The sequence below is a fragment of the Polaribacter batillariae genome (assembly GCF_017498485.1).
GTDB lineage: Bacteria > Bacteroidota > Bacteroidia > Flavobacteriales > Flavobacteriaceae > Polaribacter > Polaribacter batillariae.
In genome coordinates this window covers 3742883-3767811 of sequence record NZ_CP071795.1, presented here as the reverse complement: position 1 = coordinate 3767811, position 24929 = coordinate 3742883, and the positions used below count along the sequence as shown (strand labels likewise).

The 24929-nt window shown below is 32.3% G+C and carries 13 protein-coding genes; 5 read left to right on the top strand and 8 right to left on the bottom strand.

The window, feature by feature from the left end:
- Positions 1-293: 293 nt before the first annotated feature.
- Positions 294-1970, bottom strand: a complete 1677-nt coding sequence (locus JL193_RS16530) for a discoidin domain-containing protein (RefSeq protein ID WP_207971814.1) — start codon at positions 1968-1970, stop codon at positions 294-296.
- A gap of 353 nt (positions 1971-2323) precedes the next feature.
- Here JL193_RS16530 and JL193_RS16525 point away from each other — a divergent pair, with 353 nt between their 5' ends.
- Genes JL193_RS16525 through JL193_RS16505 form a run of 5 tightly spaced genes read left to right on the top strand, consistent with a single transcriptional unit; the run spans position 2324 to position 10669 of the window.
- A complete protein-coding gene (locus tag JL193_RS16525) occupies positions 2324-5392 on the top strand; it encodes a DUF8487 domain-containing protein (protein WP_207971813.1) in 3069 nt (1022 codons plus the stop codon).
- Positions 5393-5424: 32 nt separating this feature from the next.
- On the top strand, positions 5425-6213 hold the full coding sequence (locus tag JL193_RS16520; protein WP_207971812.1) for a glycoside hydrolase family protein: 789 nt from the start codon (positions 5425-5427) through the stop codon (positions 6211-6213).
- A gap of 20 nt (positions 6214-6233) precedes the next feature.
- Positions 6234-7700 carry a sulfatase gene (locus JL193_RS16515; RefSeq protein WP_207971811.1) on the top strand — a complete coding sequence of 489 codons (1467 nt, stop codon included), beginning with the start codon at positions 6234-6236 and terminating at the stop codon, positions 7698-7700.
- Positions 7690-8790, top strand: a complete 1101-nt coding sequence (locus JL193_RS16510; protein ID WP_207971810.1) for an acyltransferase family protein — start codon at positions 7690-7692, stop codon at positions 8788-8790. Before JL193_RS16515 ends, JL193_RS16510 begins: the two co-directional genes overlap by 11 nt.
- A gap of 16 nt (positions 8791-8806) precedes the next feature.
- A complete protein-coding gene (locus JL193_RS16505) occupies positions 8807-10669 on the top strand; it encodes a right-handed parallel beta-helix repeat-containing protein (RefSeq protein WP_207971809.1) in 1863 nt (620 codons plus the stop codon).
- A gap of 56 nt (positions 10670-10725) precedes the next feature.
- Here the strand turns inward: JL193_RS16505 and JL193_RS16500 are convergent, their stop codons facing one another.
- The 7 genes from JL193_RS16500 to JL193_RS16470 form a co-directional block, all read right to left on the bottom strand.
- Complete coding sequence (locus JL193_RS16500; protein WP_207971808.1) at positions 10726-11151, bottom strand: GNAT family N-acetyltransferase; 426 nt, start codon at positions 11149-11151, stop codon at positions 10726-10728.
- A gap of 75 nt (positions 11152-11226) precedes the next feature.
- Positions 11227-13044, bottom strand: coding sequence for a hypothetical protein (locus JL193_RS16495; RefSeq protein ID WP_207971807.1), 1818 nt, complete (start codon positions 13042-13044; stop codon positions 11227-11229).
- A 19-nt stretch (positions 13045-13063) separates the two neighbouring features.
- Positions 13064-14869: a hypothetical protein gene (locus JL193_RS16490; protein WP_207971806.1), complete on the bottom strand. Its 1806-nt coding sequence runs from the start codon at positions 14867-14869 to the stop codon at positions 13064-13066.
- 164 nt (positions 14870-15033) lie between these two features.
- On the bottom strand, positions 15034-17238 hold the full coding sequence (locus JL193_RS16485; protein WP_207971805.1) for an alpha-N-acetylglucosaminidase: 2205 nt from the start codon (positions 17236-17238) through the stop codon (positions 15034-15036).
- A gap of 189 nt (positions 17239-17427) precedes the next feature.
- Positions 17428-21393, bottom strand: a complete 3966-nt coding sequence (locus JL193_RS16480; protein WP_243456790.1) for an FG-GAP-like repeat-containing protein — start codon at positions 21391-21393, stop codon at positions 17428-17430.
- 171 nt (positions 21394-21564) lie between these two features.
- Positions 21565-23025 carry a DUF3823 domain-containing protein gene (locus JL193_RS16475; RefSeq protein ID WP_207971803.1) on the bottom strand — a complete coding sequence of 487 codons (1461 nt, stop codon included), beginning with the start codon at positions 23023-23025 and terminating at the stop codon, positions 21565-21567.
- Between the two features lie 32 nt (positions 23026-23057).
- Positions 23058-24929 (bottom strand): RagB/SusD family nutrient uptake outer membrane protein, encoded by a 1872-nt coding sequence (locus tag JL193_RS16470; protein WP_207971802.1) that lies wholly within the window; start codon positions 24927-24929, stop codon positions 23058-23060.

The window sequence follows — 24929 nt, the reverse complement described above, 5'->3', positions numbered from 1 at the left end:
TTTCTTAATATTGACCACTTTTTGGTATAAAAATCATTCTTTTTGGTATATAATTAAGCCTTTTTACCAAATAGCTAAAGAGTAAATACTCATTCCTTATTAATGCTATTTTACTCTAAATAAGATTCATAAATATGAAAACCTTGAGATACAATCATTAAGTTTTGAATTATTTAAAAAGATTCTTAGTCTTTGAACATAAAAATAAACATGCTTTTTTATAAGCAAAAAAAAGAGTATTCAATCTACTGATTAAATACTCTTCTATAAAAAAGTCAAGATGACTTCAATTATTATTTTTTTATTATTTTTTTCATCAAACTTTTACCTGCATTATTTAATGAAACCATATATATTCCAGTACTTAAATCTTTTATATTTATTTTTTCCATACCTATGGAAAGTTTAAAGCTTTTTATTTTTTTACCAAAAACATTATATATAATTGCCTCTCCTTCATCTTCAATATTAGATACGAATAAATAATCACTAGATGGGTTAGGATATACTTTAATTCTTGATAATGAATTAGAATCTAAAGATAAAGGCTCGTTTAATGCACCTACAAACTTAACTTCACCAAGTGCTGCTCGACCACCACCATGATTATCAGTAAAAGTAATTCTAACAAAATTAGCTGTTTTAACACTAGAAAAAGTTAAAATGGCAGCATTACTATTTCCTCCTAAAGAGCTCGAATTTGTAACGTTTTCTACACCTTCTGCATAGGTTGTTCCTCCATCTGTAGAAAATTCTACCTTAAAACTTTTAGCTTCTGCGCTTGGATCTAAAGGATATCCCCAAATAACTAAAGATGATACGTTATAATTATTCCCTAAACTTAATGTAAAAACTGGATCTGGATTTGATGCTGAAAAATAACCTCCAGCTTGATCTGTAGCTGTCGCGAAAGCATTGCCTTCTCCAAAATTACCTGAATGAGTTACCGTATTTATATTTGTTACAGTTGGTGTTACAGATAAACCTGAATCGTCAATCATATCTCCAACAGACAATCCACAACAACCTTCTGAATTGCCTGCTTCTTGCGTAATAGAAGTAGGCGTTATTAAAATAGTAGGTCTTCCATTAGAAGCTTTGGTTGCTCCTCCTCCTTCTGCACTCCCAATTGAATCACCATCTCCGTTTGTTGCTTTAACTCTGTATGAATAAATTGTAGAAGGATTTAAACCTGAATCACTATAACTTGTAACGCCTGCTGCTGGTGTTGCGATTTCAGAATAAGCACCTGTACCTTCTTTACGCTCTAATTTAAAACCTGTTTCATTATCTGAATTATCATCCCAACTTACAGTAATTTCAGAATCAGAAGTTGCTGTAGCTACTAAATTCGAAGGGTCATTTGGTACTGCAACTGCTACATCTCCTCCAAAACGCAGTTCAGCGAAACCAACTCTACTACCTCCGTGATTATCTGTTATTGTTAGTTTTACAAAATTAGCCTTTCTTGGTGTAGCCCAAGATGCAGATTGATGAGGAATTGCAATGGGATCTCCAGACCCAACAGAAGACCCTAAAGTAATATTTTCTGTAGCCGTGTAAGTGACTCCTCCATCTGTAGAAAACTGTAAAACAACCGTTTTTGGATTGTTCGCAGGAAGTACAGGATAGCCCCAATATGCAAATGAAGTCAAATTATAAGCAACTCCTAAATTTATTTCAAAAACTACATCAGGGTAGTCAGCTGTATCTGCAAAATAACTTGGCGAGCCTTCATTTCCTGTTGCCCAACTATCTGCCCAAGCATTTGCATGCGTTGTCGTAGCGAAATCTGCAACAGTTGTAGGCTCACTACTAAGACCAGATCCTGTAATAAGATCTTCCAAAGACAAACCTAAAGCACTTTCGGAAGTACCTGCTATTTGAGTAATTGCTGTAGGTTTTACAGAATTTTGTGCTTTTGCTAAAAAAGTAAAAAGCAACAATAATAAAAGTAAATGTTTTTTCATAATATTGTCTATTTTAAAGTTCCTTCAAACATATAAATCAATTTAATACTTCAGGTTTTCTTTTTGGTCTTAATTGTTCGATTATCGGTTTAAGTTAAAAGCGACAAAACATTTATTAATTGGAAAAGAATTATAATTAATAAGCTAATTATTTTCTTAGAAAGTTTAAAAAATTATTATTCGTACCTCATAAACCAATATTTAAACCTTATTTTTTTGAAAAAGAAATATTTTTGAAAGAATCATTAAAATTTCAACAAATAAGTATGTTTAAAAAAAACCAACTCTCTTATTCTCTTGCTGTTATCGTTCTATTTACTTTCTTTTATAGTTGCTCCACAAAAAACAACTCCATGGTAAAAGACCTTTCAGGAACGTGGAACGTTTTTTTAGACTCTTTAAATAAAGGACTTCCAAAAGAGTTAATTTCAGAAAACACGCTACAACTTCCAGGATCATTAAATGAAAATGGGTATGGGGTTAAAACTATAGTTGCAGATACTGCTATGTTAACTCCTAATTACAAATATGTTGGTCGAGCGTACTATTCTAAAAATATAGAAATTCCTAAAAAATGGAAAAATAAAAAAATTGAATTGTTTTTAGAGCGTGTATTGTGGGAGTCTAAAGTGTATGTAGATGGTATCGAAAAAGATACCAAAGATGCTTTGGGTACGCCTCATATTCATAATTTAGGAAATTTAACTCCAGGAAACCATACATTAACTATTCGTGTAAACAATGAAATGATTCACGACATTGGTAAAAAAGGTCACGCTTACACAGAGCATACACAAACCTTATGGAATGGTATTGTGGGCAGAATGGAACTCATTGCTAAAAATAATCTTCATATTGAAAAAACAACGATTTCTGGTAATTTTGATGGAGATGAAATTTCAGTAAAATTAAATATTCGAGGACAGTTGCCACAAAAAGCAACAATAAATTTTGTGATTTCTAATTTAGAAACAGGCGAAATTGTGCTTACCTCTAAAAAAACTGGTAATGAATTCGAAAAAGCATTTAAAATTTCTTTAAATAAAGCAGTAAAACCATGGAGTGAATTCACACCAAATTTATACGAATTAAAAACAAGTTTAGAGGTTGATCATAAAGTTATAGCCTCTTCTACAGAGTCGTTTGGATTAAGAAAGGTAAGTCAAGATGGTACTAAAATAAATATCAATAATATGCCTATTTTTTTAAGAGGAAATTTAGACAATGTTCATTTTCCACTAACTGGCTATCCTTCTTGCAAAGTCGAAGATTGGGAACGTATTTTTAAAATATATAAAGATTATGGACTGAATCATGTCCGTTTTCATTCTTGGTGTCCGCCAGAAGCTGCTTTTGTAGCTGCCGATAAATTAGGTATTTATATTCAAGCAGAAGCAAGTGTTTGGATAGACTGGTGGATGAAAAACACTGTTGGTGTTGGAAAATCTCCTGAACGAGATAAATTTATTCGTGCAGAAATGGATCGTGTTATAGATACTTACGGAAACCACCCTTCTTTTATAATGTTCGGTATCGGAAACGAATTAGGAAGTGCCGATTTTGATGTTACTGATAAATGGATTGGCGAATTAAAAAAACGTGACCCGAGAAGATTATATGCAGTATCTACCGCAAGAAAAATAACCAAACATTGCGATTATGCTGCCACACATTTTATAGACGGTGTAGGTTTGGTAAGAGGTACCCTAAAACCTAGTACAAATTGGGATTATGAAAATGTATATGGTCCAAATAACATTCCCATTATTGCACATGAAATTGGGCAATGGCCTGTGTACCCAAATTGGGAAGAAATTAAAAAATATACGGGAGCTTTAAAAGCTAGAAATTTTGAAGCCTTTAGAGAACAAGCTCGCAAAAATGGTATTGAAAACCAATCGAGAGACTTTCAGTTGGCATCAGGAGCTTTAAATCAACTTTTATACAAATATGAAATCGAGTCTTTTTTAAGAACGCCGAGTTGTGCAGGAATTCAATTATTAGGCATTAACGATTACCCTGGTCAGGGAGAAGCTTTAATTGGCTGGTTAGATGCTTTTTGGGATTCTAAAAACATTACAACACCTAAAGAATTTAGAAAGCACTTTAATACTACTGTACCTTTGGCAAGGTTTGAAAAATTTGTTTTTACAAATGATGAAACCTTAACCGTTACATCTGAAATTTCTCATTATAATAAACATGATTTAAAAGATAAAACGATTGTATATAGTGTTTCTGATGAAACTAACAAGATTTTATTTTCAGAAAGACTAATGAACAAAACAATTAAAAATGGAACAGTAACGTCTGTGGGCACACATCAATTTTCACTACAAACAATTAAAAAAGCAACTCAATTAAAAATAGAAATTGCTATTGAAGGTACAGAATTTAAAAATGATTGGAATGTTTGGGTGTTTCCTAAAAAAACGCCAAAAGTAGTAAATAACACTGTTTTAGAAACCAATTCTTTTGATGAAACCACCTTAAAAGCCTTGGAAGAAGGAAAATCGGTATTACTGAATGCTTCTAAATTAGGTTCCACAAAAACCAGTGTAAAATTTGATTTTTATTCTCTGTATTGGTCGCTAACTTATTTTTCTGGACAAGGAAAAACAAATATTGGCTTGTTAGTTGATCACAAAAATAACGCGTTTTCTAAATTTCCAACCAATTTTCATAGCGATTGGCAATGGGAACCCATTAGTAAAAACTCAAAAGCCTTCGTTTTGAATGAATTACCTGCAAACTACATACCTATAGCTCAACCCATAGACGATTTTCATAGAAATAATAAAATGGGCATTCTATTCGAATTAAAAGTTGGTAAAGGAAAATTAATGGTTTCTGGTTTCGATATTACTAATAACACTTCTCCTGCAACTCAACAATTAAAATTCAGCTTACTAAAATACATGAATTCTAAAAATTTCGACCCAACAACTTCTGTATCTAAAGAATGGTTGTCTGGCTTATTTTCACTTACCGCTTCAACAAATAATGTAACCATTCCTAAACAATATAAAGACCCTATTGTTTATATAAAAGCTTCCGGAAAACTAAAAGAAAACGCTAATATAGCATGGAAAAAAGATAACGATCAATCTCTTCTTTTATTCAATTCTAACTATACCGTTACTACAAAACATCAAAATAAAGAGGGTTGGAATAGCAACGAAACCAGTTTGGTAATTAATTGCCCAAAAGGTATTTTAGGTACATTCTACCTTAAATTAAAAAACACCAAAAATATTGAATTTATTAATTTTGAAGGTCGTACAACATCAAACAAAAAAGTAAACAACAACGGACTTATAAAATACCATATCATGCGTGAAGATAGCCAAGATGGGGTGTTAAAATTAAAATTGAAGAGTAAAGATTTAGTTATTGATGAGATTGCCATAATAAAAGAATAAACATAAATAAGTCTAAAATATTTTATTAAAATATGGATAGAAGAAAAAGCTTTCAAAAAATAACAGGCACCACTATAGGCTTAACCATACCTTGGTTTAAATTTTTTACTTCTAAAAATAAATATATTGAAGCTGAAACACCAATAGGCAAAATGCTACAAAAGCTACATTTTAAAAACATTCTAAAAGATAAAAATTGGTTTATTTGGAGTGGTTCTGTCACAAAAGATCCCAATGGTTTGTATGACTTATTGTACGCCAGATGGCCGAAAAGCACAACCTTTTTAGGTTGGTTAACACATAGTGAAATTGCTGTAGCTGTTGCGAAAAAAACCTGTGGCCCTTTTATCCATAAAAAAACAGCATTACCTGCAAGAGCTCAGCAATTTTGGGATGGTTCCTGTACACATAATCCGCATATAAATAAATATAGAGATACCTATTACCCCTATTACATGAGGAATATTGGAGGTAAAAAAATTACCAAAAGTTACCATTTCACGCATAGAAATAGCCAACGCATAGGAATTGTAACTGCCAAACATCTATGGGAGATATTTCTGGAGATATGCGAAAATTTATTTGTTCACACAAATTTTAGAACAAGGAAACAAAGTGAATGGAATGTGCATAAAGATGTAAAAGATTACCAAGGTCATGGTCATGGAGGTGGCGATTGGCGTTTGGTAAAAAATTGGTTGCAAACCGTTTCTAAAAAAGATGCTTCTTTATTAGCTTCAACTATATACGCCTCAATAGAAAGCCATCTTATGGGTTTTATGGCAAAAAAAAGTAGATTAAATAATATTTTTGCGAGGTAAACTTATAAAATATCAAAAAAATGCAATTTCTAAAAAAATATCTTTCGGCAATAATTATAATTTTTACACTTACTTCTTGTTCGTCAATAAAGAAAAAAACACCACTTAAAAACAAACAAAATTTCTTGTTTATTTTGGTTGATGATTTAGGCTGGATGGATGTTGGTTATAATGGAAGTACCTTTTACGAAACACCAAATATTGATGCCTTAAGTAAAAACAGTGTGCAATTTACAAATGCTTATGCTTCAGCATCAATTTGTTCTCCCACCAGAGCCTCTATTTTAACTGGTAAACATCCTGCCAGATTAAATATAACAGATTGGATTCCTGGAAACGACCCAAAAAACAGAAAATTATTGGGTCCTAAAGATTTAGATAGTTTGCCCTTAAACGAAGTTACCATTGCAGAAATATTACAAAAAGATGGGTACGAAACTTTTTTTGCAGGAAAATGGCATTTAGGAGACGAAGGTTTTTTTCCAGAAAATCAAGGGTTTAAAACCAATATTGCTGGTAACCATGTTGGGCATCCTCCTGGAGGTTATTATTCGCCTTATAAAAACCCTAAATTAAAAGATGGCCCAATTGGAGAATATTTAACGGATAGGCTAACCAATGAATCTACCTCATTTTTAGATACCATTAGCTACAAACCATTTTTTCTTTATCTAAATTATTACACGGTACACACACCTATTCAAGCAAATAAAAAATATCTTAAGAAATTTCAAGACAAATTAAAAACTTTAAAAAATCAAGAAATTCAACAAGAAAAAGAAGGTAAAGGTTTTACAACCTTAAATCAATTAAACCCCAATTATGCCTCTATGGTTTACGCGATGGATAAGAATATTGGTAAACTTATTGCTAAATTAAAAGAGAAAAAACTATATGAGAATACAACCATTATTTTCACTTCAGACAATGGCGGTTTGGCAACCATACAAAAAGGATATTTGCAAGTAGCACCAACATCTGTTTCACCATTAAGAGCGGGGAAAGGGTGGTTGTATGAAGGAGGTATTCGTGTACCATTACTTATAAAACCCACACATTTTAACAAAGAAAACCAAATAAGTAACGAACCTGTTGTAAGCCATGATTTTTATTCAACGATAACTTCTTTGGCTAAAATTTCATTGAATTCCAATCACATAGTAGATGGTAAGGATTTGAGTCCAATTTTAAAAAATGCTAAATACAAATTAAAAAGAAAAGAGCTTTTTTGGCACTATCCACATTACCATGGTAGTGGCTGGACGCCTGGAGCAGCCATAAAACAAGGAGATTGGAAACTTATCGAGTTTTACGAAACCAACACAAAAGAACTCTATAATTTAAGAACTGACATAGGAGAAAAACAAGACCTTTCTAGTAGCAACCCAGAAAAAGTAAAAGCGCTTAGTTTAAAATTGCACGAATTGCAACAATCCATGCAGGCCAAACAAGCTACTTTAAATCCTAAATACAAAAATGAAAAATAGAATTTTAGCCTTAGATGTTATGCGCGGCTATACCATAGCTGCCATGATTTTGGTAAGCACGCCTGCAACTTGGGAACATGTATATTTACCCGTGACACATGCTGCCTGGAACAACACTACACCTACTGATCTAATATTTCCATTTTTTATTTTTATTGTGGGCATTGCTATTGCCATTTCTCTTGGGAATAAAAAAGACAAAGGAACCTCAACTAAAGCACTTTACCCTAAAATAATTTTACGCTTTTTAAAAATTATGGCTGTGGGCATACTTTTAAACCTTTTTCCAAACTTCGACTTTTTAAATTATGGGTGGTCTGGAATTGGTTATACTGGTGTTCTTGCTAGAATTTCTATTGTCTATGTAGTCTGTGCATTTCTATTTTTACATACCCATTGGAAACAACAACTATATACGGGAATTGTTATTTTAGTTGGTTATTGGTTATGTATGTATTTTATACCTATTCCTAATTTAGGAACCGGCATTTTAGAACCTGGGAAAAATGTAGCACATTGGATAGACTCTTATGTTTTAAATCTTACAAAAGGCCAATGGGTTCCAGAGGGATTCTTTAGTACATTTCCTGCAATTGTTACCGGAATTTTAGGAATGCTAACAGGAACGCTTTTAACTTCCAAAAAAACACTCCCAGAAAAAATAATGTGGCTTTTCTTTTTAGGCTTTACTGCTTTATTAATTGGTATTGTATGGAGTTGGCATTTTCCTTTAAACAAAAATATTTGGTCTAGTTCTTTTGTATTGTATGCTGGTGGCTTTGCGATGCTTACTCTTGCTGCATCTGTATTCTTAATAGATTATTTAGGTTATAAAAAAGGAACTAAAATGGGCGTTGTATTTGGCTCTAATGCCATTACAATGTATGTTTTATTTCATGTTTTGCATCCTGTTTTTTTAGATTGGAACTTGATAAACGGACAGTCAACCAATATTTGGTTTTTTGAAACAGTAACTTCTTTGGGTGTTACCCCAAAGTTAGCATCTTTATTATACGCTATTGCTTACACTTTGCTTTGCTATATACCTGCTTATTGGTTATATAAAAAACGTATTTTTATAAAACTATAATAGAATATTTTTTATTATGAAAATGTATCGCCTTTTCGTTATTTATTATTACTGTGTTATTTCTTTTTTTATTTGGAGCTGTAACAATGTACAAAACTCTACCTCCACAGAGAATAGCTACCCAGAAATACATAATCGTGTTTTTTCCAAAACAGGGGTTACTTATTATATAGACCCAAATATTGGTAATGACACCAACTCTGGATTAGAAAAAGCACATCCTTGGAAAACTTTCAAACCGGTAAACGAACTACAATTAACAGAAGGAAATACTATTGAAATTCTATCTATTGGTGATTTTAAAGAATCTTTGTTTTTAACAGGAAAGGGAACAAAAGAAAATCCGATTACTGTAAAATTTGCAACAGGTACATATAATTTTTACCCTAAGAACGCCTATAAAAAAAAGTTTCAAATTTCTAATACAAACGATGCTCCTGACAGTTTAAAGTCCGTGGCTTTTTATTTGTTGAATGCCGAGAACGTGCATTTAAATGGAAATGGAGCCGAAATAGTTTTTAGAGGTAAAGTGATGGAAATGGGCATCGAAAATTCAAAAAACATCAACATTCAAAATTTATCGTTTGACTACAAACGTCCTACTGTATCAGAATTTAAGGTTGTTCAAACAACAAAGCATTTTGCTGATATACAAATTCATCCTGATTCTAAGTACAGTATTGTTGATAGCACTTTAACTTGGGTAGGCGAAAACTGGCAGCATAAGGTGCAGCCATTATGGCAAGAGTTTAACCCTAAAGCAAAAACCGTAATTAGAAAATACATGCCTTCTAAAAAGCTTCGCTTTTTGGAAATGGAAAATAGTAAGGTACGCATGTTTTTTGATAAAAACCTAGGCTTTGTAGCAGGTTATACCTATCAGAATAGAAATACATTTCGTGATTACGCTGCCTTTTTTACCGATAGCAGTAAAAATATAACATGGAAAAATGTAACCATTCATTTTATGCATGGTATGGGCGTTGTAAGTCAATTTAGTGAAAATCTTACATTTAATAACTTTTCTGTAAAACCCAAAGACAATTCAAAAAGAACCTGTGCTGCATGGGCAGATATTCTTCATTTTTCGGGATGTAAAGGAGATATCATCATTAAAAACTCATTTTTATCAGCAGCCAATGACGATGCTATTAACATACACGGAACTCATTTACGTATTGTGGAAAAACTGTCTAACAGAAAAATAAAAGTGCGTTTTATGCATCCACAAACTTTTGGATTCGAAGCCTTTCATGAAGGAGATAGTATTGAGTTTATTCGTAATACAACATTAATTCCGTATTCAAAAAACAAAATTGCAACAGCTAATTTGTTAAACCCAAAGGAAATGGAACTTACTCTTGAAAACCCCATTTCTACTGATATTCATTTAGAAGATGTGCTTGAAAACACAACATGGACACCCAATGTAACTATATTAAACAACACAATAACCCGCATTCCTACGCGTGGTATTTTGGTTACCTCCAGAGGAAAAACGCGAATCGAAAACAATGAGTTTATTAAAACAAGTATGAGTGGTATTCTAATTGCTAACGATGCCAACAGCTGGTTTGAATCTGGCTATGTAACTGATGTTACCATTAAAAACAATAGGTTTATGGAATGTGGAGAGCCAGTAATAAATATTCGTCCCGAAAATACAGAAATTATCAAGGAACGTTTTGTTCATAAAAACATTCGAATATCGGATAATCAATTCAATATAAAAAAAGGAAAAGTGCTTTATGCTAAAAATATTGAAAATATCGACTTCACAAGGAATACGATTAAAACAAAAGATCGTATTCAACTAAAAGATATATTGCATTTTAGTGCTTCAAAAAATATAGAGATAAAAAACAATAAGATTTATTAATTTGTAGCATTGATATTTTAAATTAAAATGTTTTATATTTCAGTTTTATAGATGATTTATCGATGCAATCTATACACGTTCGTTTTGCGTTTTTTAAACCCTAGTTTTTGATATAAGTTGTTTGCAGCTATTCTTTCGGGACTTGACGTTAAATCTATTTTTGTAATGCCTTTATTTAAAGCGTAATCTACAGCAAATTGGGTGATTTTTTTTCCCACGCCTTTCCCTCTGGCTGCTTCATCAACAACAACATCTTCAATCCATGCTTTACTCCCTGTAGGGATTTTATTAAGTACTAAAGTTAAAGTTCCTAAAATTATCTCTTTTTCTTCTGCAATAAAAAGTACTGTGTTTTCTGATGTTATAATGTCTTCTAATTCTTTTTTAGTCAAAAGAATAGAACTTGAAGTTAGTTGCGGAATTAAAATATTAATTGCCTTTAAAAGAGTATCTGTAATTGATTTTACTTCATAAATTTTCATAACACATCCTTAAATATAGTTTTGTAAGTATAAAGACATGAAAGTGCCATTCACTTTTTAAATGCTAAACAACATTTATTTTACTTCAACTTCAAATCCGCCAAACAACTCTGATAATTCTTTCATATCTTCAATAGATAAAGATTTTAGAGAGTTTCTCCATTTTTTTAAATTGTCGAAACCATAAGTTTTATCAATCTCTTTAAACAATTTTTCACTGGGTGAATCTACCTCATCAGATAAATCCCAAACTTCATCTACTTCGTAATTATTTTCTACAAAATTGGTATATCCTTTTTTGGTAAGTTCTTTCTTTAAATTATTTGCAGACCATTTTGCACCAAAATTTCGAGTAGAATTAAGCCACAGTTTTAATTTTTTAGGATTGGTTTGTGGGTAGTAATGTTTTATCGCTTTTAAGAGGTCGTTTTCCATATTATAAACCGTGTAATTTGCCCCTACCAACTGCCAATACAATAAAGGTACAAACCCTTTTTTCATCTCAATAGTTGGGTGTGCAATTAAATACGGATTAAAAATAACACCTTTTACATCACTAAATTTATCTTTATTTTTGTGCATTAAAGCCAAAGTACTATAACCTCCCAAAGCATATAGCCTGCCTAATGATTCTGCTGTAATTGTAATGGCGTTTACAGAATTGTTAATAGATTTGGCATCTGCAACAAAATTTGTTAACTGTTTTTGGTTGATACCACTTTCCCAATCTGCTATTTGAATAAAATTTTCTTGCTGTTTAAAGTCTTTTAAATCAACAATTTTATCATTTAAAGTTTTTACATCATCTGGAGATGTGCCAGGATACATAATATAAATACTTCTATCTGCATATTCGCCTTTTAAATTATTATCATATAACAATTGTTTTGCTTTGGTTTCTCCACCATTGGTTCCTGTGGCTCCCAGAATTACAACATTTTTTACATTGTGTTTTTTAATGAAGTTCTTGTATGCTTGTGGTAATTCTAACAGTTTAATCCAAGACACGGCATAAGGTACAGAAGGGTCGTGACTTAATGTGGCATAAGACGCAATACCATTATCGTTCGCTGTTTTTAAAATGGTTTGAATTTCTTTTGCTGTATTTACACTTACCAAAAAATGCAAAGGTAAAACTGGTGCTTTTAATGCATTAGAAATATAAGGGATTGATGGAAAACCAGTACTTATTAATACGGTTTCTATTTCTGCATCGTCTCCAAAAGTTTTGTTATAAAATTCGACGGTTTTATTAACCGATTTTTCTAAGTAATTAGGTGTGCCCAATACGTGATTTGGGCCTGATCCAGGTGCATTTACCTCCCAAGAATGAGAAATTCCAGAAGTTAAATTTTCGGCAGATTTCTCAACGATATATTCTGCACTCATACCACCATCTAATTTAAAAACAGGAACACCCTTTACTTTTTCTGTTTCAATATTAAAAACGGTAAGCTCATCATCTGTAATTATTCTGAAAAACGTCTCATAGGTTTCATCTGCCTCAAACCCTTTTTGTTTTTGAGTGATGTAAACGCCATAAGCGCCTTCTTTAAAAGCTTTTGGCAACTCAATATTTAATGTTTCTGTATGTTTTTCTCCTGCTTTCCATTTAAAACCAACATTTTTCAGCTCTTTTACAATCGAATCAGAACCCTTAGAAATATTAACTATTTTAAGCGCCAAATCTTCTACAACCACAGCTACTTCACTTTTATTTTCAAGAGAAATGGTTGTTTTAATAAGGTCTCCTGCTTTATAAGCATCTTTGTTAAACTGTATATTTGCTGTTAAAGGAGGAATTCCTTTTCCAACAACTTTATTCTTAGATTTAGACTTACAACCTACGAATACTGTAATTAATATTAAGAATATATACTTTACGATTTTCATTAAAATTTAATTTATCGAATTATTTTTGTTCTACTTTAATTTCTGGAAACTTATTTGAAACCTCTTGTAAATCGTTTAAATCTAAAAACTCTAAATTGTCGTTCCAAGTTTTAAATGCAGATGGCGTTGTTTTGCTCAAAATATCTACTGCTCTTACTTCTGTTAAGCTATTTAAACCATTACTGATATCCCAAACTTGACCTGCAGAATAGTTACTAGACCTAACTTTTAAGCCTTTTGTTTTTAATAAAGCATCCATAGAAGCATCATTTGTCCAAAATGTTAAATCTTCAAAAACAATGTCTGGAAAATAACTATTTACTGCCGATTTTATTTTGGTACTCAACCAATTATTATATTGAAATTCGGCTGTAAAACCTGCGAAATACAAGAAAGGTACATATCTAATATAACTTTCGTAACTTGGGTTTCCTAACAAATATTGGTTGGTAGAAATACCTCTTACAGCAGGTCCACCAACTTCGAAAATGGTTTGATTTTTTTTGATTAATGCTAATGATGTATATGTTCCTAAATTCCATAAATGCACACCATCGTTTGCGGTTACCGCAGTTACAGTTGCACTGGTTTTTGCTTTTACAGATGCACTAAAATTATTTATTTGTGCAGGAATAATACCAGCTTCCCAATCGGCTACTTTTGTTACACTTGATAGTCTTGTAGCCTCGTAATCACTTAAAATTTGTTTTAAATATCCATCAGAAGCATCTCCAGAAAAACGCATTAAATATAAAGAGTTTTCTTCGTATTTACCACGGGTATCTGCTACTTTTTGTGCCTGTGTTTCTCCATCATCGGTACCAGTATGCCCTAATAAAATAACATTTTTTACTTGATGATCTTCTATAAATTTTTTGTATTGTGTTGGTAAATCTAGTAATTTTATCCAGCCAACACTTTGCGTATTTGTAATTGAAAAATCATGCCCAATTGTACCATAAGATTTATAACCAGAATTATTAGCATACTCTAAAATAGTTTGTGCTTCTTTTACAGTACCAGAAGCCACTAAAAAATGCAATGGTAAAACAACCCCTTTCATATTACGAGCCAAATATTGTACGCCTGGAATTCCGGTAGAAATAATTACAGTTTCAATAGGTGTGGTTGCTCCAACAGTACCGTCATAAAAATCGATAGTGTTGTTTATCGAACGTTCTAAAAAATCTGGTGTAGATGCAATGGTTTCTATAGGAGAAGTCCATGAATGTGAAATTCCAGAAACAAATGAAGCTGCCGATTTTTGAACCGTATATTCTGCACTTAAGCCACCTCTTAATTTAAAAACAGGCAAACCGTTATATTCTTCTTTATCAATTTTATAAGTAAGTAATGTTTGGGTATCTGAAACTCTAAAAAATGTTTTATACAGCTCTCTTTGGGCACCATCAGAAAATTTTAGATAAATAGAAACTGCATAGGCATCTTTAGCCAAACTATTTGGAATTGTAAAAATGGATTTTTGTGGGGTTGAAAATGTGCCTCCAATAGGAATCTCAATATTTTCTGAAATTATTGCAGAATATTTTACTGATTTATCATCTCCAAATCCTCTTATTTTTGATGAAATTTCTGTAATTTTTACTTTTGTTGAAGATGTGTTTTTTATATTGAAACCAACAATTTCTACTTGTTCTCCAACATTATAATTTCCTTTTAACGTTTTTACGAAACCTATTTCGGTATCTGTTTCTAAAATTTCTTCAGGTTCTTTTTCTACTTCTAAAGTATCAGGTTTCGAACAAGCAAAGTTAAATAACATTCCAAAAGTAAGTATGGTAATTTTTAATATTTTATTATTCATATATATTTTAAATTTATTAGCTCCTCTTTTTTTGTTTCTATTGTTATGATAGTACCCTAATTGTAAGCTTTAGAAGATTTTTGACTACCATGCAAAAACAAGAAACTCGATAGATAGCCACAATACATATCATATATTAAGCACCTATTTTTTTAATTACCATTCTAATTATTAAAATAAGTACGATATTTCGCTACCAAGTCTTTGGCTATTTGAACCGAATTTCCTTTTGGTTTTGCTTCATATAGTTCGTTTCCTTGTGTCCAATCCCATTCGAACTGTGTTACTTTTTTAAAGAATGCATCTTTATCAAACGGTTTGTTATTTTCTACGGATGTAGTAACATCATCGATAAACATTTGCCAACGTTTTTTATAAAATCCTTTGGTTAAGCCTGCCCAAGAACGGTTGGCATAATCATTTAAACTCTGTGCGCCTGTACCCCAAGTTGTAATAATATTACGCGCGTTGTGTTCGTAATATTTTTCTTCTTCTTTAGTAACTCCAAAAGATTTCGCATCTTCTAACCATTTTCCTAATAAAAAAGAAGATTGAGTTCCTAACAATTTATCTAAATCGTCGAATAAAGTCAACATTTTTTCGCCACTTTCCTTTAAACCTCGTCTATTTTTATTGTTATAATTCTTTGTAAAATCGGCTCTTAATTCAGAAAAAAGATTTCCTAATACTTGACGCCCAATATTGGTAACATCGTACTGATAACTTGTTTTTGTACTTGGTTTTTCTAATAATAATTGCCAAATTTTAAACAGTTCTTTATTATCGTAATTAATAGTAGGATCTGTAGTCCAATTTCCACTTCCTGCTAAGGTAGGTCTTGTATTTGTTAAGGTGGCTTGCCCTAATCTTGCTGGGTCTTTGTATATTTTTTTGTGTAAAAGATTCCAAGATTCGCGCGCATTGTTATTTTCACTTCCATACCTTATATCTGCCCAATTTTTAATCCATTTATCTGTATTGGTGCTTTTGTTTGTCCACACTTTTTCAAACACATATTCGTACATTAATGGGTTTACATCAAAAGCTTCTAAAGTAGAACCTAAGCCCCACATATTTTTATTCTTTGCAAACGCATTTTCAATACGTTTTTCAACTGTATCTAAATTGCCTGCTAACATGGTATTTCCTCCAAAATTACCCAAATAACACCATATAAAAGGTTGTCCAAAAAACGCATCTGTCATTTGCCAAACTTCCTCTTTTTCACAATAATAATCTAGTAGCATCATTTTATCTTGTGGTACCGCTTTTACCATAGCTTCTATTCGCTCATTGGTCCAATGTTCTCTTTCAAAATAAAATATCCAAGACATTTGTAACCAATTAGCTTCTGGGTCTATGTCTTTTATAGAGCTATAAATGGTATTGGAAACTGTCGCCAAATAATCTGGCTCCCAACTTGGAGGGTGTACTTCGTTAAATGGGTCTGCTCCATAAATGTGGTCTGTTCCAAAAGCTTCTGTTTGTTTTTTTAAAAATTTATGTTGAATTTCTTTAAAAGCAGGGTCTAAAGGATCTAAAAAGAAACTCCTATACTTATCTTTAAAACCGCCCCAAGAACTTAATTGATTAATTTTTGCTTCTGGAAAAATTGCTTTTAGCGCTTCAGGAACATGACCTGCAAAGGCTGGCAATACAGGTGTCATACCAAATTCTCGTTCTCTGGCAACAATTTTCTTTTGTAAATCTTTTTGATGCTTTAACCAAGACATTGGCAATGGACCACCCCATTTATCTAAATTAGACATTCTATGCCAAGGCAAGTGTGCTGGTCCTGTAAAATAGCTTCTAATTTGCTCATCAGACAATCCGTACTCTTTCCAAACCTCGTACCAAATAGCTTCTTGCCCAGTAATTGCCAATGGCATATTTACGCCATTTAAGGCCATCCAATCTATAAAGTGTTCCCAATCTTTCCATTGCCACCAAGGCATGGTGTACCCGAATGTACAGTAATTAAGAAAAAAACGGTTTTCTACTCTCGCAGATTTTGTTATTTTTTTAGAAATTGTGGGTAGCGTTTCTGGTAAATCTATTTTATCATCTACATACCAAGATACATAGGTTTTGCAATAATTTTTTAAGTAGTAATTTAAGCCAACTGCAATAGAATTGTAATTATTACCACGAATAAGAATTTTATCTTCTTTAGACTGAATTTCAAAAATATCTTTTTCTGAATTTTCTAGTACTTCGAATATAAATTTATTAGCATGATTAGGAGCGATTCGTTTTGCTAATGCTTCAATTGGACTTTGCTTTTTTTCTTTGAAGCTTTCTGTATTCTTACAGCTTAAATTTACAAACGTAATAAGAGTTAGTAAAAAAAGGGATTTTAATTTAACCATTGGTATTATTTTTAAAAATAAAATTCAAAAAAAAGGTATGTTGTAACCTATTTTAATTTTAAACACATTTAAATTAATAAAATATTGATATGAACTATTAAAAAAATGACTTTACAAATCTAAAGACCGGTAAACGTAACTAAGTATAAATATCGGTCTAAGAGGTTTATTTAATCATCTTTTAGAAAATTATTGAATAATTAGTTTTTTTGATTGGCTGTTTACTGTAACCATATAGACTCCAGAAGCCAATAAAGGCAAGCTTAATTTGGTTCTTTTAAGTGATTCTATATATATTTTTTCGTTAATTTTAATTTCTACTCCTTTTAAATCATAGAGTTTTATATCATCAATTTGAGTGGTATTAGAAATCCATATTTCATTACTTTTTAAAGGATTTGGAAAAACTGTGATGTTCGTTATAGCTTCATTTTTGGTATCAATATTAAAATATTCATTTGCAAAATTAAACGCATTAACTCCAATTTTCTCTCCAATTAATCTTCCAGGAATATCATCTGCAGGTGGGTGAATTCCTCCCCAAATACGGGATAAACTGCATTGGTCTGACGCATCTCGATATGTTGCCCACTGCAATTTTACATCCATACTAGGGCCTTCTTCGAATACTAAAAACTTATTTTTCTTTGCAATAAATTCGCCATATCCTCCTGGAAAATAAGGGCTACCTGTTAACAAGGTAATCACTTCTGCTGCTGCTCTAGAAAATGTAGAATGACCAGATACATAACCTGCAAAAGGTGGCGTTACAAAAGAGGCTCTTTGGTATGGTACCCAATTTTCAGCTAGAATCCAACCTACTCCAGATTGGTCTTTTTCTGGATTATTTATAAAACGATGTCCTTTCCATGCGTACAATTTAATTTTCCCTACATGTTCTGCTTCGTCTCCAGCTAATGGGTCGTTTTCTTTTACTATTTCTACCAAACCTTCCTCTAGAGGAATGCCTTCTGCATGATAATTATCTAATGAAGTATTAGAACTTTGTCCTTTATTTGCCATGTATCTTATGGCAGAAATAGGTCTTATGTAATCGTACCAACCTTTAATACTCCATGCTGCAATAGCCGAATCATGCATTGCTCCTCCTAAAATAAAATAGGCCTTCACATCCCATTCTAACGACTCTAGAATACCTCCTTCTCCTTTAATTTTTTTAACAAATAAAGGATGGTCGTTTACATAATTTAAAATAGTAAACCAATGTCCTGGAGGTGTTTCTGAATCTGGACCATCTGCCCAAAATTCTGCCAAAACCCTTGTATAATCTCCTCTGGGAACCATTTGAGTTTGGTAAGGCTGGTTCGTAATCGGATTTACAGCATGCCCTTTTCCAATATCGCCACCTTCTAATTCCTTATAAAAAGTCTTGTATGCTTCAAAATTTGTAGGATATTGGTCTGGGGAAATATTTCCTATTGATTTGGGTGAAATATCCCATAAAACGTTATCTGATACGTTTAAGTGTGAGCTCCATTTAGACACTAATGAAAACCCCCATTTATATGCGTTGCTTGAAACTTCATCGTTTCCTAAATATGGTGGTGCTCCAGGATTGTTATATACTTTATAGTCGCCATTATTTCTTTTAAAATTCGATATATCTGACTTATGTAGTGAAAAAGGATGCACATTTCCCCATTCTGGACTTAAAAAATCTGGGGTTGTTTCTTGAATTAAATTTCCACTTTGGTCTATAAAAACATTGAAACTTAAAGGTTGCCATCTATTCGGATTTTTTAAATTTCCATCTCCAGATAGCGAAGGTCTTAAAGGAGGGTTTTCTGGCTTGTAATACTTATTTTGATAGTCTGTTTGTTCTTCAGCTCCATCTACAAATCCATAATTTATAATAGTTTCTGCTATAAAATTACCCAATGCTCCTGCGTTTCCTTTAGTATAATCTGTAGAGGTAAAATCTTTATCATACCGCATTTGATTCATAATTAAATCGAAAATTTCTAATGTATTTTTTGCATTAGGTGAGTTTTTAAATCGATGGCACAACAACCTATAAACCGCATAACTTATGGTTTTATTAATAGAAGCTTCTTTGCCTTCGGAAGGCGTAAACGTTGTGAGTTTACTGTTAAAATTATGCACATTATTTCCAATTAAATATGGTTTTGCACGATCGTTATGTATTGCCCAAGCATCATACATCGCTATGCTTGAGTGGAATAAATTTCTTGCATGTACTGTTGGGCGTGCATAATCGCCACGAATGGCAATAAGTAAAGCTTCGTTCCAAATTCTTGCAATCGATTGATTTTTTAAAACTTCGGAAATTTTTAAATCAACATTCAGTTCAACAGGTAAACTACTACACGTATTGTTTGTTTCTACAACTGTAATTTTTCCAACTGTACTCAAATGCCATTTTATTTTTACGGTTCCAGTTCCTTGCCCTTCTATAATTTCTCCGCCAACCACACTCCAAATAGCAGTTGCGTTATTCTCTAAAGTATAAGTATATGTTTCTGATTTTAAGTAAGTTGAATTTGTATTTCCTGAAATTTGTTTTGATGGTAAATAACTACAAGAACCGTCGTTTATAGTAGCATTTGGATTGTAATTACATGAATTTGGGTCGGTACAACCAGCAATCTTTTCGCTCGGTTTAATTTCTATTACTTCATACCCTTTTTTCTCTGTTGCTAAAATGGTTTTATTTACTGGAAGATTTAAATAGGTTTCTTTTTCACCTGATGGCCATGTAATTTTTAATTCTAAAATTTCATTTGCTTCATTTAAACCAAAATGAACGGGTTGCAAACTTTGAGAAAACAAACCTACTCCAGTATAAAATCGGTATTGTGATCCTTTAATTGTTTTAATTTCTAGCTTTGTTCCAATGGCATTCCTATTAGAAATAGTTCCTTTTAGATGCACTTTAAACCAATTTGGATTTTCTGCTTTCGAAGACTCAATCGTTTTATTTTCGTATAAAAATGAAGATTGCTCTACATTGGAAACAAAGACATCTAAATCGCCATCATTGTCAAAATCAAAAATTTCTGAACCAATACTATACGTTTTTGCTACTAAACCTACTTCGTTTGACATTTTTGAAAAGCCTTCTTGCCCCTCAACAAGCAGATTTTTAAAATAGACATTTTTGCTTTTTGCACCTACAAATCCATTAACTACAAATAAATCTTCATCGCCATCTAAATCGAAATCTGAAAAACGAGTATTCCAAGCCCAAGTAGCGTTTAAGACATTTTCTTCGACTGCTACATCTTCAAACAAATTGTTTCCATTATTTTTAAATAGTGCATTTTTTAGAATGTTTGTTAGGTACAAATCGAAATAACCATCGTTGTTATAATCGCCAACGGTTAACCCCATTCCGTTTAAATTATTGTTAAGCTGATATTCGTTTGTTTGATTTTCGAAAGACAATCCGTTTTTATTGATATACAAATCATTTTCTCCAAAATCGTTTGCTAAATATAGATCGAGCCAGCCATCATTATTTACATCTATTGGCATGCTCATGTAAGTAAACTTCTCTTTGCTTTGTACACCTAATTCTTTCGATATTTCTTTAAAAGTTCCATCGCCATTATTTCTATAAAAACTGTTGCCATCGCAGGTTGTTGAGGCATAATCTCCAATATAAAGGTCTAAAAAACCATCTTTATTATAATCGAACCAAGTAGCACTTGTATTGTAGCAATTATTGTATTTTAAAAAACCTGCTTCTGTTGTTACTTCTACAAAAGTTCCATTACCATTATTTTTAAAAAGCTGAATGCTGTAAGCATTTGTAAATAGCAAATCTGGAAAGCCATCGTTGTTGTAATCTCCCCAAGAAGCACCAAATTTATAACCATTATAGCCACTGTCTTCGCTACTATCTGGTATATCGTTATTATTTAATGATGACAAATCTAATAACCCTGCGTCTTTGGTAACATCTTCAAAAACACCGTTATTAAGGTTTTTAAATAACTTACTGGTACTCAATAAATTATTGTTTTCGTCTGTTGTGTTACCAACAATAAATATATCTAAATCGTTGTCTCCATCGTAATCTGCTACAGAAACTCCCATATTTTCTGATAAAACAGCTAGTTTTGCTTGTACCTCTACACGTTTAAAAATTTGTGAGAAAGACGAATTACTCAACAAATATAAGCACAGCAAAAAAATAGTTTTGATATGTTTGGGAATGTTCATAGAATTGTTTCTACAATAAAGTTTAGTGATATGTAATAAAAAAGCAGGTAAAATTTAATATTAAATCACACCTGCTTTCTTCTCTTTCATTTGTATTATTTATTTACAATATATAACTCATTAGTTTTTTACAATGGTTACACCAGTTACACCAGCATCTGTAAAATCTGCTTCTGTTAAAGGTACACCTGCTCCAAGCACTATTGTTTTTAAGTTTTTTAATTTAGTTAAAGGTCTTAGATCTAAGTCTGAAGATACTGTTAACCCTTCTGAAAACAAGGCTTCACCAACATTAATATTTAGTGTTTCCATACCTGTAAAAGGCAAAATATCTACCATATTTTTAATGTTTCCATATAGAGTAAACTCCTTAATGTTAGCAAGGTACTCTGAAGTTGGAATTAGGTCTGGTCTTGGCAACCAAGAGCTCCACCAATCCATAAAAACGTGTCTAGACCCATTTGTTACCCATCCTGGATCGTTTGTTGGTCCGAATTCTTCTGCGACTCTTTTTGATAGCGAGTATTTAAAATCTTGGTCGTAATAAAACGGTACATTTGGTAATCTTGTAGGGTTTGGTTCTATGTAATGATCTGTATTTGCATCTGTCATTACTGAAACAGTGGTTGGATTTCCATCAATGCCACCACTTGATAAAGAGACCTTTACATCTACTGAGGTGTTTGCTGGAAGATTTGCTGCGTAAACAAGCTGTCCAGCCGGAAAAACATCGGTTATAGTACCATCGCCACCAGTAGCATATTCTAACTTAATAGTTAAACCATCTATTGGAGGTACAGGCACACTTAACAACACAGAAGAACTACTAATTGCTCCCTGCTCGACTTGAACAGGTATTGCAGCAACATCTATATCTGTTGTAGAGAACTCTTCTTGGTTTGAATAATTCCAAAAATCACTAGAACCTTTAAATTTACCTAATGCTCGAACATAATATTTTTTATTAGGATCTAAATACACTAAATCTGTAATTGTACCTTCTAAATCTGTAACATCTTTAATAATTCTAGTCGCCAGTGCTGTTTCATTTGCACCTGGAAGTGCAGATCTATTAAAACCAGGATATTCTATTTCCGAAAAAATAAAACCTATTTGTTGTTCTGTCGATAATGGATCGTTTACTTTATAATCGTAGGTAATTTCCATACCAATACCAAACAAATTTTTAATTTCTTGAATGTGCAGTGTTACATTGGGTATTACTTTTATATCGAAATTATTTGGAGACGATAAATCTAAACTTTGTATGGTATCTAATTCTAGAAAAGGTCCATCTGCCCAAATTTTATAGTTTGCTGGAAATATTTTAGAATTATTAAAAGTACCATCTGGCAAAACCAAGTAATCTAATGGTTGTGCTATATCTCCAAAAGCAAGATCTAAAAATCGTAATTTCGCTCCAGAAGAGTATTCTGTATTTACAGTTTCTCCTGTATTTTTATCAATAATTTTACCTTCATAAGCTCCTGTAAGGTCGTCAACTCGATCATCTAGTTCGCAACCTGTAAAGATGGCTAACGAGAGGAAAAAGATCGTTTTTATAAAAAATCTATTTTTCATTTTATACTGTTTTAAATTCATATTTTTAAGTTTTACCATCCTATGTTTTGTACCAATCCAGGATTGTCTGCAATTGGTAATGGAGAGTAATAATCTCTTTCTTCAAACCATTTTATACGTGTATTTCCTAAATAAGTTGGTGCCACATCTGGCTCTATAGTATAATAGATAGATGCTGGTGTTGTTGTTTCATCTATATTTAAAATGGGGTTTAAAGCGCGGTATGTTTTCTGGTGAATTTCTGTACCTATTCTCCATCTTTTTAAATCCCAATAACGAAACCCTTCATATAGTAAATCTATTCTACGTTCGTGACGTACCACTTCTTTAGAAAGTGTTTTTCCTGGCAAACCTCCATGTATTGAACGCACTTCGTTGAGAGCTTGTTGCCCTTGTGACATGTAACTACCATCGCCTAAATCGTTTAATTCTACTGCCAATTCTGCTAAAGTTAACAGTACTTCTCCATATCTTACAACAATAGCATCTTGTTGTTGTTGGTTGGGGCCTAATATTGCTGAATTGTCTAATTTTTCAGCCTCATATAATAATTTTTTTACATAAAAGCCATATACGCTTGTACCCGCTATACCAGGTTCTGGGAAATTACCATCTATACCCGATTGTGTAAACTGAGGATAACCAGGAACAGTACCTCCATTTCTCCAATCTCCAACATTATTATAACCATATGTTTCTACAGCTCCTCCTGCACGTTTTACACGAGTTTCTTTATAAATGTCGAAAGTTTCTCCTAAAAACGTACCTCCTGGTACTATAATAGATTGTGTTAAACGTTTGTCTCTACCTTCGAAAAATTGTGCTGGATTTGCATATTGTGCTGTATAATCTAGAGGAGTTATGTTGCCATCTAAAGTCTCGAACTGCTCTACAATATCTAAATGTGGGTTTGTTAATGCAGCAAAACCTTGTTTTTTAATTTTAAAAGAATTGATCCAAAAATCGTAAAAAATAGTAACTCCTGCTTGTGGGTTATTCTGAAATCTAAAAATAATTTCGTTACTATCTTCTTTTTTTCCATTAAATATATCTCCAAAATTAGCATCTAGTGTATAATTAAAATTGGTATCTACAAATAATTTAGCCGCTTCTGCACCTTGTTTTAAGTACCCTTGTGCTTTTGTAGAAGAAATGCCTTGAAAACCATTATTAAACTCTCCATTACCATATTTGGCAATCGTACCAGCGTACAAACCAGCTCTTGCTTTTAACGCCAAAGCTGTAAATTTGTTTACACGGTCTTTGTTTTCTGCTAATACAGGCTGTTGTTGTGGCAACAAAGCAATCGCATTGTCGAATTCTGCCAATACAAAATCCCAAGATTCTGCTTCTGTTTTTCGATCGCTAATTGAAGATAATTCGCTAATACCATCTGTATGTAAGGGTACACCTCCATAACGTTTTACAATTTCGAAATACAACCAAGCTCTTAAACAATACGCTTCACCTACTGTATTTAAAACTCCATCGTTGCTAGAATCTTTAAACTTAATAATAAAATTGTTTAATTTATCTATAGTTCTATAAGGCCACAAACTTGGTCCTATGCCACTATCTACACTTCCTGCTGCTCTATTTATATTTCCTAAACTAAATGCTTGCCCATTTCCTGAACCAAAAGCATGGCCACAGGCTGCATCATCTGTATAACCAGATAGCATATTTCCAGAAGGCCCATTTAACCTACCAGCTCCAATGCTTTGTATATTTGTTCTAAGTTCGGCGTATAAAGATAAAAACTGGGCTTCTGCAATTTCTGGAAAATTAGCAACGTCTTCATCAGTTAAAAGATTGGGACTTTTTACTTCTAAAAAATCGTCATTACAAGCAGTAAAGAATACCGACGACATAATAAGTACTACTATTATATATATATTTCTCAT

What these genes read in the sequence shown, in the direction of transcription:
- JL193_RS16490 (WP_207971806.1), bottom strand. Translation starts at nt 14,869, where the DNA reads ATGAATAATAAAATATTAAAAATTACCATACTTACTTTTGGAATGTTA.
- JL193_RS16500 (WP_207971808.1), bottom strand. Translation starts at nt 11,151, where the DNA reads ATGAAAATTTATGAAGTAAAATCAATTACAGATACTCTTTTAAAGGCA.
- JL193_RS16525 (WP_207971813.1), top strand. Translation starts at nt 2,324, where the DNA reads ATGGTAAAAGACCTTTCAGGAACGTGGAACGTTTTTTTAGACTCTTTA.
- JL193_RS16530 (WP_207971814.1), bottom strand. Translation starts at nt 1,970, where the DNA reads ATGAAAAAACATTTACTTTTATTATTGTTGCTTTTTACTTTTTTAGCA.
- JL193_RS16520 (WP_207971812.1), top strand. Translation starts at nt 5,425, where the DNA reads ATGGATAGAAGAAAAAGCTTTCAAAAAATAACAGGCACCACTATAGGC.
- JL193_RS16495 (WP_207971807.1), bottom strand. Translation starts at nt 13,044, where the DNA reads ATGAAAATCGTAAAGTATATATTCTTAATATTAATTACAGTATTCGTA.
- JL193_RS16485 (WP_207971805.1), bottom strand. Translation starts at nt 17,238, where the DNA reads ATGGTTAAATTAAAATCCCTTTTTTTACTAACTCTTATTACGTTTGTA.
- JL193_RS16510 (WP_207971810.1), top strand. Translation starts at nt 7,690, where the DNA reads ATGAAAAATAGAATTTTAGCCTTAGATGTTATGCGCGGCTATACCATA.
- JL193_RS16505 (WP_207971809.1), top strand. Translation starts at nt 8,807, where the DNA reads ATGAAAATGTATCGCCTTTTCGTTATTTATTATTACTGTGTTATTTCT.
- JL193_RS16515 (WP_207971811.1), top strand. Translation starts at nt 6,234, where the DNA reads ATGCAATTTCTAAAAAAATATCTTTCGGCAATAATTATAATTTTTACA.
- JL193_RS16475 (WP_207971803.1), bottom strand. Translation starts at nt 23,025, where the DNA reads ATGAAAAATAGATTTTTTATAAAAACGATCTTTTTCCTCTCGTTAGCC.
- JL193_RS16470 (WP_207971802.1), bottom strand. Translation starts at nt 24,929, where the DNA reads ATGAGAAATATATATATAATAGTAGTACTTATTATGTCGTCGGTATTC.